Here is an 11,588-nt window from a genome sequence, read left to right on the forward strand (position 1 = left end):
CCTTATGCGGCTGCGGTGTAAAGGGTTTCGGTCTCATACAATCCCTCCTTGTGGTTGAACCTGTTGACCTTGATGATGCTGGAAATCTGCCGCCGAGTGTCCGGCGTCTTTTCCATATAGACGGCCAGATCCACGGCCCGCCCGATCAGCTTCTGCTTGGGGCCGAGCCCGGCTTCCTCCACTAGTTCTTCCAGGCGCTCCAGCGCCTCTTCCGCGCTGTCCGCGTGGAAAGTGCTGATGCCGCCCGGATGGCCGGTGTTCCAGAGTTTGAGCATTTCCAGCGCGGCGGCGTCCCGCACTTCGCCCACCAAAATGCGTTTGGGCGCGTAGCGCATACTGACTTTGGCGAGCTTCCTCATATCCACTTCCGCCAGAACGGACGTGCGAAGAAACACCGTGTTGGGGCTTTTGGATTGCAGTTCCGCCGTATCCTCCAGAATGATCAGGCGGTGCGTGGGCGTGAGCCGGGAAACGGCGTCAATGACGGCGTTCACAAAGGTGGTCTTGCCGCTGGACGTACCGCCGACAACGACGATGTTCGGACGGTGCAGCACGGCGTCTTCAATGAGGGCCACCGCTCCCGGCGTGATGGAGCCGGAAAGCATGTATTCCTCCAGGGTGAAAACCCGGCTGGCCTTTTTACGCAGCGAGAAAGACGGCCCCGGCCCGACAATGGGCGGGAACGTGCCCTCAAAGCGGGAACCGTCCAGCGGAAATTCCCCCTCCACAATGGGATTCTTTTCATTCACCGTCAGATTCAGGCCGCTGGCCACCTGCGAGAGAATGAGCCTGCTTTGCGCAATGGGGATAACGCCGATAGGCTCATGATCCTGGCCGTATTTTTCGATCCATAAGGAGCCGTCCGGATTGAGCATGATCTCGATCACGTCCGGATTTTCCAGAGCGTCCATGAAGAGCGGGCCGCAGGCGTGGTGCAGGCCTTCCAACAGGCGCAGATCGTCACCGGGGCGCATGAGCATCAGCGCAGCCCTCCCAGCACGAACACCGCCACATTGAGCAGCGCCGACACCGCCACAATGGCGGCGAGCCAGGTTGTGCTGTTTTTGAATGACTGGAGCCTGGCCGCGTGATCGTCAAAGACTTTGCGGATACCTTCTGCCGAAGCGGAAGAAAGGCTGTCCGTCAGTTGTGCGACCGCCGCCGCCACGCCGGACACATAGCCGTCCGTTTTATCGGCCATCAGCCTGCCCAGGCCTTCCTTGTGCCGAGCGTGGAGTTTTTCCACTTCAGCCAGGTGCGCGTTGAGCATGGTTACGACCATGAGAATGGGATCGTGGTAATCCACGACCTTTTTATGCGTTTGGGCGAGCAGGCTTTGTACCTGCTCCAGGGTAAGACCGATGCCGTCAGGCACGGCGTCTTCCGGCTTGGGAGGCACGGCGGGGATTTCTGACTGTTCCATGTTTTCAGTGTCAGACATGGCTCCCCCTATGCGATGGCGGCTTGTTCCACCAGGGACACAAGCTCATTCCAGTACCGGGACAAACGCGAGCGCATGACAATGGACTGGCTGGAGTTGATGGCCGTGGCAAAGCTTTGCCGCTTGGCGAACAGGATTTCCAGATCCTTGTCCAGCGTGGCCTTGTTGCCTTGGGGAATGGTGATAACGGCGTAAAACTGGTTGCCGAATTCCTGATAGACTTTGAATTCCTCAAAGGGCCGGTCATCCATGCGGATTTCCCCGAAATAGGGGTTGAGCCAGACCACAATGGGGGAATCGGGGAAACCGAGAGCCAGGGAACGCAGACCCAGCGCCGTGTCCGCAACGGCCTGTCCGCCCGTGATGACTGAATGGAAATAGACGCTGTGCCCGCTCTCTGTGAGGATGCCCAGCACATCATTTTCCTTGATGTAGCTGTTGAGCGCGAGAAAGGAGGATGCGCCGTTATCCACGATCACATGCGTTTCGCCGGGCAGTTCAGCGATCCTGTTGATCAGCCCGTCAAATTCACGCGGATCAATATCGCCGTTTTTCAGAATCTCCAGGCGGACAACTTCAAACTCTTGAAATCCCTTGAACGTGGCGTTTACCGGGTCGGTGTCAAAAGCCACGACCTTTTTGCCCAGGTGGCGCAGCACCTGATACAGGATGGCGGCAATCATGGACTTGCCCACGCCGCCTTTCCCCTGCTGAATGAAATGGATGGTTGCCATACGAATGATGTCCTTTGGTTAAATGGCGTCTTCAGGGTTCATGTCCCGTGGATTGGGGAATTGGTTGCTGGGCGCTGCAATGTGCCGTGGCCCGCTATTCTGGCGCACAGGCGGAGCCAGCGCAGCCTTCGGTTTGACTTTAGGCGGCGCTTCACCCGGACGGTGTTTATCCAGTGAAAGACGGCGCATGTGGTAGCAAAACGCCCCGTAAGACATGGTGATCTTGCCTTCCTGCTTCAGGTGGCGATGAATCTGGGAATGCTTCCAGCTTTTCTCCAGAAATTCCTTGATAACTTCTAGACACGCCACAAACTCAATCCCAGCCATGTTGTTTGATAGACGGCTTCGCTCAGATTCCATGCCGGTTCCCTTTGCCATCGCCTTTCCGCAAGCAGTCTTTGTAATGCCTGTCTGCTTCAAAGCATGCGGATAAACTGCAAATTTCTGTATGCAGTTTATTCAAACCTCGCCAATAATTGTGCATTTCCTGTAACCTCCTTTAATAGAATTCAAGGAATTTCTTCGATTTATTAGCAGGAATTTTTGGATAGACAACAAAGGAATTTCCGGTATATTGCATCCAACAGGAGGAAGCTCATGGCAACAGAATACAATTTCGCCACCGCCCTTGAGCGGGCGTTTGTGGAGCTTGTAGCAGGTAGGGTGAAAGCGAAAGGCTGGAAAAAAGGCGAATTCGCCGCCAAAGTCTGGCCGAGTGATACGCCGAAAGCGGCGGCAGCCAGATGGACAGCCATGCGCAGCAAGGCCTCCAATACCGGAAAACCGCAAGGCGTCCTGATTTCAGACGCGCAGCTTATGGCTGACGTGCTGGGAGAAGATCTCAGCTATCTGATGGCTGTAGCTAAAGAGCAGGCCAGAACACAGCCGGAGGAATAAAAAAATCCAAGAAGTAATTTCTTGGAGTTTTTACTGTATTTTCCTTTTTAGGATGCTATGACTTTTTATGAGAGCGCCCAAGCAAATTACCGTAGCCGATCAGGATATCGACCTTGAGAAAGCAATCGCCAACGCCTTGGAGAAAATCCTTGCGCCGGTTGTTGAGGTGATCTGCGAGATGGAGCGTATCCGTCGGAAAGAGTATCTGACGGAAAAGGAGGCGGCATTATTGTTCTCGTTGTCGGCAGCGACTTTGAAGACGCAGAGGAGTCGAGGAGAGGGTGCTCCTTTTATTCGGCTTGGTTCTCGTGTGCTGTATTCGCGGAAAAGTTTCATTGCCTTTTTGTACCATGCACGTGGGGGGAGAGAAACTGAAAAAAATTAAGCGCTAAAAGACTATGCAAGGTCGGAAGAGAGAAGTGAGCGGAAATTACTCCATACATTTTTTTTCACGTCATCAAATGGAAGGCTGTGAATACTGGATAATCTCTCTATGCATAATTCTATATTAGATAGCTGGTCAAATCGTTGATCATCACATGTAAACGGAAAATCTGTTTCTGTTAATATTCTTTCTGGAGGCAGCCAAGAAACCAATTGCATCGCACTTTTAGATGACAACATTTTTAGATTTATGGAAAAATAACAACCAAGATCGATAGCGCGGAAAATGTCCGTTTTAGTGCCTGAAAACCAATGTAAAATGATGGCGTTTTTTTGCCTTGATAAATCTTTCTCTATAATGTCGAGTGTCTTTTTTGCAGCTCTGCGACTATGAACAGAGAGAATTTTTCCTCCAAGCGTAGAGCAGTAATTCAATATGTTTGAAAAAATTTCACATTGAAGATCAAAGGAATATGCATTTTGTGAAGTTCCATCAAGTCCAACTTCTCCTATATATCTAGCTTCTCCAATGTGTTTTTTGAATAACTCAAACTCATTAGCCTCGCTTGAAATCAATTGTGGATGAATTCCCAACGCAGCGCGGACGTAGCGAGTTTTTTTTGTCATTTCCATATTGCGAGTCCAAGCTCTTGGAGTCGTTGTTACAGCTATAGTATAAATTTTGTCACGTTCGCTTTTTTCAATCGCCTTTTGCATATCTTTGAGTAAATCAATATGACAGTGGCAATCAATAAAATACATTGAAGAACATCCTACTTTGATATCGTTTTAACGTTTGTGAGCAATTTATCAATCTCGCTCATTCCGCGAACATAAACATTTTTTAAATCGTCTATTTCCCCTTGCACATCAGAAAGGGGGCCTGGTTTATAAATTAAAAACCGTGCTGCCCCTGGATTCATGCGTAATCTCTCTATCGCCAGTTGAAATGACCTAACCTGTTTTCCTTCCGACTCTAACGCATTGAGCGGTTTCTGGAGCAAGTCCTTAGAATAACTTGTGGTGTCCTCATTTTGCAGGCCTGCTAATAGTGCAGCCCTCCTGACCAAGCATGGTAGGCAGTAGCCGCAATGCTCTTGCCCCTTACCCATCCACCGTCCTTTTGTAGGTGAGGAGCAAGACATACTCGTATTTACAACTGATTCAAGGAAGGACATGTTGGAACAGTTCTTAACCATTTCGCCTTTTGTATAATGCCTATAGGGGTTTTCGACTTGAACATCAGTACCTAGCGTAGCCAAAATGTCATTCCATCTATCGAGATAAAACGGGTGCGTTGTCCTAGTGCTAAGGGCTCCCAGTCGCATAGGATCTAAGGGCACATTTAATGCAATGAAGCCGTTCTCTGGAATTCGCAATTTTATGGGTGCTCTGAATGCAGTTCCCACCAAAGCGCCAAGCGCTATAAACAAAAAAGAACGCCCGCGAGTTGTTTCTTCGGCTCCAACTCCAGGAATTAAATTGTTTGAGAATGACATCCAAAGCCTTAACGCATCAATTCTCTGTTTTCCGTAATGTCGCCTTAGTTGTGCCAATAGGTTTCTTTGTGAAGAGCTAACAGCCCCTTCAGCAGAGTGACTAATAAAGAGTGGCGTTTTGCCTTCTTCAAGGACATTTATCGAATCAATGAGGCTGTCTAGACCACCAGAAAATAGGCCTAGGCTGTTATATTTATCTCCTAAAAGGCTTGGTGTCGTTGGTTTTGTGAGATTCAAAAATTGTGTTGGCCTTAACGTGAATGCAAACGACCAGCGATCCCCCGTCAAAAAATTCAGCATTGTTCTGAGTTGAGGAGCAGCTTCTTGCCAGCGCTCCACGTTGCTGACGGGCACTACTAGCTGTATTTCTCTCGTCCAATTATCTTGAGATTCAGAAGCTCTTGAAATTCTTGTATCAGCAGCATAGACCAGTGACGCAAATACTAATAAATCAATTCCGATTTCAGACGGCTGTAAGTTGAATTTATATAAACCCATTAGGGCGTCTGCAAGGCCGTAATTCAAATGTTTATCGTTTTTTGCATAATTTAGAACTGCTGAATGCGATTTGTTAACTAAATTTGCATTATACTCTTCTTCTCCAAATACGCCTACAATAGAATGTTTTGTCATTTTTCATCTCCAGCGTATTCACCTAGATACTCCAAATAAGAGAATGCTTTTTCGTATATTTCTTGAACATATCCATCAAATTTATCCCTATTGACCGTATTTGAGATAGCTCCAATACTGTTTGTTGCCATAGAAACGCTAGTTCTTATAAAGTCAAAGAGTTGCTCTTGTATTTTTTGAATAACATGGATATCGCTTGCAATTTCTATAGATTTATTTCCAATATCATTACATATCCTTGCTTCAATTGTCTTGCATAAATATATTTCAAAAATAGCTTGTAGCTGCTCTTGGGATATTTCATCAAAAGAAATATCACCATCCTTACTGAGTGAATCAATGGTTTCAACAAAGGCGTCTCGAGCAATTCCCTCATCAACGGATCCACCTGCGGGGCAAACCTCATCCATAAGCCCAGTCAAAACTTCAGATAGATTTCGGCCAACTAAATATGATAAATTAAACCGCTTCAGAGCTTCATGCGCCCCATGACCAGATGCAACGGATAAAAAGCTGGCTAACTTGGCGCTAGTTGTTTTTGAAGAACCCATACGCAGAGCAGCTCCACCTGCACCGCCAGTTGAACGTGAAACATACCCCGACAAAGCTCGCCCGAGTTTTGCTCTATTTTCCCCACCAGAACGAACGAACTGGGTAAAGTTTACTCTTGGCCCTCTAAAGCGGTTCGGATCGGGCTCTGATACTGACGTTTCACGCGGCTGGTTCGGGGCCATACCATCTGTAGGCGGAGTCGGCACTGGCCCGTCCTGGCCTTGAGTAGGGGCATCATCTGCTCCATCAAGCCAAGAGGGGATTAAGGGATTTCCGCCGGAGGGGCCGCCGTATGAGCCAGATGTGCCCATTTGGGATTCTCCTTTACTTTAAGAGTGAAGCTAACGTCGCCTTTAGCTCTTTCGATCCTTCGGCGTTCCATTTCTTCAATAAGTTGTTGTATCGTTGAGTATTGGCTCCACTGATGCTGACCCCTAACCCGGCAGCCCAAGGCCCGAGTTTTTTTGCAGGGAGACTTTCAAGAAAATCCAATAGATTATTCTGTAGTGCAGGAAAGTTACGCACAAGAAACTTCATCCCCTCGACGCCAGGAGGGGTTGTCGAGAGGTTCTGCCCCAAGGTTCTTTGCCTTATCTCTTCAAATAAAAGAGTTGCTTCTGTCGGCTGGATCTTAACAGATTCTTTTCCGAGTGAAGCGACCGCGAACTTACCTCCCATAAGTTTGTCTACAACGTTTGAAAGATGTCCAAGAGCGGACAATGGCCCGAAATAGTCCTTCCGGTCTTTGACAAGAAATAAATACGGCCTTAAGTCGATTTTACCCAACAGCGGTGAAATTTTGACCCACCCGGAAATCGCTTCTGAATTCTGGAAAGTTTGAAACATTTCTGCATCTTGGCTGGTTAAGTCAGCGGTTGCGTCTTCTGTTGACGCGCCTTCGAGAAAATGCTCTTCCAATTTTTGCACAAAAAGACAGCGGCCCTCATCACTTGATGCAGAGGTTGAAGCAATTTTATCAAAAAGACTTGAGTAAAATCTTTCAGCAAGCATTATTTTAGCTAACACTTGCATATTAATATCACTTTCAAATCCTCTTGCTTGCGCAATACCATATCTCAATAGAAGGGAATTCAAAAACCTTTTTACCTGGCGTGGATTACCGCTCGTCCCACTGGCAAGCATTGGTGAAATTTGTTCACTTAAAAGAATATTATCCTTTATCAAGTCGTATTGATCTTGAAATATATCCCTTATGGATTCTCTATCCAGCGCACCAGAAATCCATGGTTTTTTTAGGTTTTCTTTTGCGCTAAGAGCAAGTTTTTTAAATGCAGAACTGTGTTGGCCTACAATTGCTTCAATTAATAAAAGGGTGACATAAATTCTTGTTTCAGTATCTCCTAGCGATGGAATGCGAAATGGAACCTGTATTAATTTTTCTAAGTAGTTTCTCGCGTATGACTGTGAACTTGAGCTCTCTTGCAGATCAGGAAAATGCTTTCTAACTGCATACTCTATCATCCCTTCATCAGCAGCTACAATAAATGCTGTTTTATTTGTAAGCAGAAATAATCTAATTGCCTCAAGAGTTTCGATGGCAGTATCTGGCAAGCATCTGTCTAGATCGTCAATCAATACAACTAAGTGTTTAATTTTTGCAGCGTCCAACAGTTCGTCAAAAGCTTTTTGAAATTCTCTAACCTCTTTGGGTACATTTGTACCTTCGCCAGCAGGCTTCAGAATGTCTAGGCAGCTTGAGCAGGTTTTTTCGATATTCTCTTGAGTAAGAACTGTCGAAGGCGAGCTAATTAGTTTTTTAAGAATATCTGTGGCATCTTTAATTTGTTCTGGTAAGGGGATGCCTGTCAGGGTTGTTAGAGCAAGACCGCCAGCTTTTTTTGCAACCTTAAGCCAATCTATTCGCTTAAAAACATTCTGGATTGCCTGCTTCGCTTGCTCAGGGACTGATCTTTTGTTGAGCAACTCATCGACAATCCCTTCAAGCAAAGCTATTTTGGCGTCTTCAAACCCCTGAAATCTCCAGCCATTAAATTTGAGGCACAAAAAATCACGTTGTGTATACTCCTCGGCCAGAAGAGTCTGCACTTCTAGGTCTTCTATTTCAAACTCTGTGGTCAATTTGGGATCTGGCAACCAGTGAGCGTATTTATCAAAATTTTTATTAAAGCCAGCCTCAATCATTTCTAAAATACTTGATTTACCAGCCCCCCAGTCGCCGTGGACGCCAATTGTGATTGGCAGCCCTGGGCGTTTCAAGATCAGCCCAATGATAGTATCTGCAATCGCCTGATTATTGAGCAAGTCATTGCAAGTTTCACAGTCCGACAATATCATTGTGACCTCCAAAGCCAGAAGCGTATTTAAATGAAGAATATATAAGCACAATGTTACAGCCGTAAAACAGATAACGCAAGGCCCGCCTGGGAAAGGCCGCGAGCAATAAAAAAGACTTATGGCATTCACCACAAGCCTTTTTTTTATTAAGGTGCGAAGGTAACCTTCACTCTCTGAAGTTCCAAATGTATACGAAGCTCGCTATTCCTCCACCTGCGCCCCAATCCGTTCAATAAATTCCATAACTTCCTCCGCCCGCCAGACCGTTGTGCGCGGGCCGAGCTTGACCGGTTTGGGGAAGCGGCCTGTTTTGCAGCCTTCCCACCATGCGCTTTTGCTGATGGGTACAAGTTGCAGGACTTGGGGGAGTCGAAGGAAGCCCACTTTGGGTATGTTCGTCATAGCAGTCATGATTACACCTCCTGATGTGTCTTTGACTTTTGCTGGAAGCGTATCATGGCTTTTTTGACGAGCCGTTTTGTGTGCGGAAAACTGTGGGCTGAGGGATTATTGGATTGCATTGTGTAGTACCCCGTTGACACATTTTTTGTTGATAGGGTTTGGAAAATCCCTGGCTTCATTACTTTTGGATGGCTCAAGGGGTAACAAAATCGGTTACAAAAAAGCGGCGCATTACTTGATAGCAATGCGTCGCCTCGATGTTGGGGTACTACTTTTCTATATCTGGCCGTGTCCGCTATGTGTCTGGACGTAGGCTTTCAAGACCGCATTCATGCGGCTTTGATAGCCGGAGCCGGAAGCGCGGAACCATTCCAGCACATCTGCGTCTATGCGCAGGGTTATCTGCTGCTTGGCCTCCTTGAGCAGAGCGGAAGGGGGCAGACGGCGGGCCGTTTCAAAGAAAGGATCATCCAGCGGCAGGTTATCTGGATCGGTTTCGGCAGCGCTGGTGACAGCTTCGTCCGGCATATCGCGCAGGCGTTGCCAGTCCGTTTGTGAACCGGCGTCCTGAGCTTCACGCAACGTCATGCGCGTGGGCGGCTTCTTATGCGGTTTGCGATTCATAAAACCTCCTTTCTCTGGAGTTGGCGCGGCGGGCGGAGATGATGCGAAAGGCTCCGTCGCGGAGAGTGAAGGCCACGACGAAAAGCAGGCCGTTCATCTCTCCAAAGGCAAGGCAGCGTTGTTCTCCATAATCACGCCGGGTATCTTCCAGGATAAGCCGGGCGTCAGCCAGAACCTGCGCGGCGTCCGTGAAATCGACACCATGCTTGGCCAGATTGCTCCGGCGCTTGGCTTCGTCCCATTCGAATTCCATATTCATAGTAACTCCATTTTGTAGCTACGTCAATTTGGGACGAGTTATTTTTCTGCTTTCAATTTGTCCAGATAGTCAGCCCATTCCTGCATCATTTTAGTGCGTTGCGGCAAATACTCAGCATAGTTGTACGCCGCCCGCACATCGTTGCGCTCGCCGTGGGCGAGCTGGCGCTCAATCCAATCCCGGTTGTAACCGAGTTCGTTGACAGGGTGGACGCCAGGGAACGGAATCCATGCGTGCTCATTTCATCCTTGGCATAGCCCATGCGGCGTATGGCATTGAGTACGGTGGCATCGGAGAGCGGGCGTGTTGCCGTGCGGATTGAAGGGAAGAGAAGTTTTCCGCTGCCGGAAAACTGTTGCAGCTCTTTCAGGATTTTCACAGCCTGTCTGGAGAGCGGCACGATGTGCATCTGCTTCATCTTCATGCGCGTGGCCGGGATGCGCCATTCATTGGTCTCAAAATCGAACTCCGTCCATTCTGCGGCCCGAAGTTCGGTCGGGCGCACAAAGACCAACGGCCCCAGCTTGAGGGCGCATACGATGGGGAAATAGCCCTCATAGCCATCAATATTGCGCAGAAGCTGGGCTACCTTTTTCGGTTCGGTGATGGCCGCTCTGTGGGTGACGCTTCTGGGGCGTATAGCGCCGTGCAGGTCTGTTACCGGATTCCGCTTGGCCCGGCCCGTGATTACGGCGTAGCGGTATATCTGCCCGATGATTTGCAGCAGGCGGCGGGCGGTTTCATTCTGGCCTTTCTTCTCAATGGGCAGGACAACCTTCAGGATGTCCTGGGGCTCCATCCGGGCGATATGTTCCTTGCCTATGACCGGGAAAATATACTTCTCCAAGCGGTACATGACCGTGCCCCGGTGTTTTTCCGTGAAGTCGGTTGTCCGGGCCTCGAACCATTCCAAGGCGATGCTCCGGAACATATCCTTTACCTCTGAAACCTGTTCTTCCTTGGCGGCTTTTTTCACGGCGGCTGGATCAATGCCGTCAGCCAGAAGCTGCTTGGCCTCCATGCGCTTCTCACGAGCCTTTTGCAGGGTGACTACCGGGTATTCTCCAAAGCTGAGCACTTTGGCCTTGCGCTCAAAATAGTATCCCAAGCGCCAGAGCTTCTTGCCGGAAGCGGACAGGTAGAGGTATAAACCGCCGCCGTCAGCAATTTTCATGGGTTTGCCAGAGTACTTCAAATTCTTGATCTGGATATCCGTAAGAGCCATCCGATTCTCCTTGGTTTAAGGTGGATTTCAGGATACCCGAATGGACAAAATATCTTTCAATTTTAAGATATTACGAAAAAAAGCGGGTATCGAATTACTACCGCATTTCGATATCCGCAAAAATACCCGTATTACTCTTGGATGAACCAGGATTTGGATGGATTCGGGAAAGAGCCCGAATCGCTAAAAAGCAAGAGCGGCAAGGTATTTTGTACCTTGCCGCTCTCTAATATCCAAAAATTGGCGTCCCCAAGGGGATTTGAACCCCTGTCGACGGCGTGAAAGGCCGTTGTCCTGGGCCGGCTAGACGATGGGGACGCATGTGTTGGCTGGGCTGCAAGGACTCGAACCTTGATTAGCGGAGCCAGAATCCGCCGTCCTGCCAATTGAACGACAGCCCAACACGAGGTGGAAAAATAGATGAGGTTGGGGTGATTGTCAATAAATTTTTGGTCAAAACGCAGAAAGTTTTCCGGGGACGAGATAGACAACACAATTCCGTGAGGCCAGGGACTTCAAAGATGAGACATCAACTTTTTCAATGACAGATAACTTCATATATGCTATCTTCTTTGTAGAAGGAGGAAAGCAATATGAAATGCCGAAAATGTGGTTCCGAAGC

14 protein-coding genes and 2 tRNA genes are annotated in these 11,588 nt (G+C 48.4%); 2 read left to right on the top strand and 14 right to left on the bottom strand.

The window, feature by feature from the left end; genetic code table 11:
* Positions 1-2 precede the first annotated feature (2 nt).
* The 4 genes from trbB to KH208_RS09550 are packed head-to-tail and all read right to left on the bottom strand — an operon-like array spanning position 3 to position 2,553.
* The gene (gene trbB / locus KH208_RS09535) at positions 3-980 is read right to left on the bottom strand and encodes a P-type conjugative transfer ATPase TrbB (protein ID WP_291435782.1); all 978 of its coding nucleotides are present in this window, start codon (positions 978-980) and stop codon (positions 3-5) included.
* On the bottom strand, positions 980-1,441 hold the full coding sequence (locus KH208_RS09540) for a hypothetical protein (RefSeq protein WP_291435784.1): 462 nt from the start codon (positions 1,439-1,441) through the stop codon (positions 980-982). The genes trbB and KH208_RS09540 overlap by 1 nt, the downstream gene beginning before the upstream one ends.
* Before the next feature lie 8 nt (positions 1,442-1,449).
* Entirely contained in the window at positions 1,450-2,175 is a 726-nt protein-coding gene (locus KH208_RS09545; protein ID WP_291435786.1) for a conjugal transfer protein TraL, read from the bottom strand.
* An 18-nt stretch (positions 2,176-2,193) separates the two neighbouring features.
* Complete coding sequence (locus tag KH208_RS09550) at positions 2,194-2,553, bottom strand: TraK family protein (RefSeq protein WP_291435788.1); 360 nt, start codon at positions 2,551-2,553, stop codon at positions 2,194-2,196.
* A gap of 219 nt (positions 2,554-2,772) precedes the next feature.
* Between KH208_RS09550 and KH208_RS09555 the strand changes: the two genes are divergently transcribed.
* Together KH208_RS09555 and KH208_RS09560 are read left to right on the top strand one after the other, a co-directional pair.
* Positions 2,773-3,072 carry an immunity protein gene (locus KH208_RS09555; protein ID WP_291435790.1) on the top strand — a complete coding sequence of 100 codons (300 nt, stop codon included), beginning with the start codon at positions 2,773-2,775 and terminating at the stop codon, positions 3,070-3,072.
* 67 nt (positions 3,073-3,139) lie between these two features.
* Positions 3,140-3,457 carry a helix-turn-helix domain-containing protein gene (locus KH208_RS09560; RefSeq protein WP_291435792.1) on the top strand — a complete coding sequence of 106 codons (318 nt, stop codon included), beginning with the start codon at positions 3,140-3,142 and terminating at the stop codon, positions 3,455-3,457.
* A gap of 11 nt (positions 3,458-3,468) precedes the next feature.
* Here KH208_RS09560 and qatD read toward each other — a convergent pair whose 3' ends face one another.
* The 10 genes from qatD to KH208_RS09610 form a co-directional block, all read right to left on the bottom strand.
* Positions 3,469-4,218: a Qat anti-phage system TatD family nuclease QatD gene (qatD, locus tag KH208_RS09565; RefSeq protein WP_291435794.1), complete on the bottom strand. Its 750-nt coding sequence runs from the start codon at positions 4,216-4,218 to the stop codon at positions 3,469-3,471.
* Between the two features lie 11 nt (positions 4,219-4,229).
* A complete protein-coding gene (gene qatC, locus KH208_RS09570) occupies positions 4,230-5,588 on the bottom strand; it encodes a Qat anti-phage system QueC-like protein QatC (RefSeq protein ID WP_291435796.1) in 1,359 nt (452 codons plus the stop codon).
* On the bottom strand, positions 5,585-6,451 hold the full coding sequence (qatB, locus tag KH208_RS09575) for a Qat anti-phage system associated protein QatB (protein ID WP_291435798.1): 867 nt from the start codon (positions 6,449-6,451) through the stop codon (positions 5,585-5,587). Before qatB ends, qatC begins: the two co-directional genes overlap by 4 nt.
* 13 nt (positions 6,452-6,464) lie before the next feature.
* Entirely contained in the window at positions 6,465-8,456 is a 1,992-nt protein-coding gene (qatA, locus tag KH208_RS09580) for a Qat anti-phage system ATPase QatA (protein WP_291435799.1), read from the bottom strand.
* A 201-nt stretch (positions 8,457-8,657) separates the two neighbouring features.
* Positions 8,658-8,867, bottom strand: a complete 210-nt coding sequence (locus tag KH208_RS09585; RefSeq protein ID WP_291435800.1) for an AlpA family transcriptional regulator — start codon at positions 8,865-8,867, stop codon at positions 8,658-8,660.
* 267 nt (positions 8,868-9,134) lie between these two features.
* Positions 9,135-9,482: a BrnA antitoxin family protein gene (locus tag KH208_RS09590; RefSeq protein WP_291435801.1), complete on the bottom strand. Its 348-nt coding sequence runs from the start codon at positions 9,480-9,482 to the stop codon at positions 9,135-9,137.
* Positions 9,463-9,741 carry a BrnT family toxin gene (locus tag KH208_RS09595; RefSeq protein ID WP_291435802.1) on the bottom strand — a complete coding sequence of 93 codons (279 nt, stop codon included), beginning with the start codon at positions 9,739-9,741 and terminating at the stop codon, positions 9,463-9,465. Before KH208_RS09595 ends, KH208_RS09590 begins: the two co-directional genes overlap by 20 nt.
* Before the next feature lie 85 nt (positions 9,742-9,826).
* Positions 9,827-10,966: a tyrosine-type recombinase/integrase gene (locus KH208_RS09600; protein WP_367114957.1), complete on the bottom strand. Its 1,140-nt coding sequence runs from the start codon at positions 10,964-10,966 to the stop codon at positions 9,827-9,829.
* A 241-nt stretch (positions 10,967-11,207) separates the two neighbouring features.
* Positions 11,208-11,284 (bottom strand) — tRNA-Glu (locus tag KH208_RS09605).
* Positions 11,285-11,292: 8 nt separating this feature from the next.
* Positions 11,293-11,367: transfer RNA gene (locus tag KH208_RS09610), tRNA-Gln, on the bottom strand.
* Positions 11,368-11,588: the final 221 nt, after the last annotated feature.

The sequence above is a fragment of the Desulfovibrio sp. genome, assembly GCF_018379785.1.
Classification (GTDB): Bacteria; Desulfobacterota; Desulfovibrionia; order Desulfovibrionales; family Desulfovibrionaceae; genus Desulfovibrio.

What these genes read in the sequence shown, in the direction of transcription:
- trbB (WP_291435782.1), bottom strand. Translation starts at nt 980, where the DNA reads ATGCTCATGCGCCCCGGTGACGATCTGCGCCTGTTGGAAGGCCTGCAC.
- KH208_RS09540 (WP_291435784.1), bottom strand. Translation starts at nt 1,441, where the DNA reads ATGTCTGACACTGAAAACATGGAACAGTCAGAAATCCCCGCCGTGCCT.
- KH208_RS09545 (WP_291435786.1), bottom strand. Translation starts at nt 2,175, where the DNA reads ATGGCAACCATCCATTTCATTCAGCAGGGGAAAGGCGGCGTGGGCAAG.
- KH208_RS09550 (WP_291435788.1), bottom strand. Translation starts at nt 2,553, where the DNA reads ATGGCAAAGGGAACCGGCATGGAATCTGAGCGAAGCCGTCTATCAAAC.
- KH208_RS09555 (WP_291435790.1), top strand. Translation starts at nt 2,773, where the DNA reads ATGGCAACAGAATACAATTTCGCCACCGCCCTTGAGCGGGCGTTTGTG.
- KH208_RS09560 (WP_291435792.1), top strand. Translation starts at nt 3,140, where the DNA reads ATGAGAGCGCCCAAGCAAATTACCGTAGCCGATCAGGATATCGACCTT.
- qatD (WP_291435794.1), bottom strand. Translation starts at nt 4,218, where the DNA reads ATGTATTTTATTGATTGCCACTGTCATATTGATTTACTCAAAGATATG.
- qatC (WP_291435796.1), bottom strand. Translation starts at nt 5,588, where the DNA reads ATGACAAAACATTCTATTGTAGGCGTATTTGGAGAAGAAGAGTATAAT.
- qatB (WP_291435798.1), bottom strand. Translation starts at nt 6,451, where the DNA reads ATGGGCACATCTGGCTCATACGGCGGCCCCTCCGGCGGAAATCCCTTA.
- qatA (WP_291435799.1), bottom strand. Translation starts at nt 8,456, where the DNA reads ATGATATTGTCGGACTGTGAAACTTGCAATGACTTGCTCAATAATCAG.
- KH208_RS09585 (WP_291435800.1), bottom strand. Translation starts at nt 8,867, where the DNA reads ATGACTGCTATGACGAACATACCCAAAGTGGGCTTCCTTCGACTCCCC.
- KH208_RS09590 (WP_291435801.1), bottom strand. Translation starts at nt 9,482, where the DNA reads ATGAATCGCAAACCGCATAAGAAGCCGCCCACGCGCATGACGTTGCGT.
- KH208_RS09595 (WP_291435802.1), bottom strand. Translation starts at nt 9,741, where the DNA reads ATGAATATGGAATTCGAATGGGACGAAGCCAAGCGCCGGAGCAATCTG.
- KH208_RS09600 (WP_367114957.1), bottom strand. Translation starts at nt 10,966, where the DNA reads ATGGCTCTTACGGATATCCAGATCAAGAATTTGAAGTACTCTGGCAAA.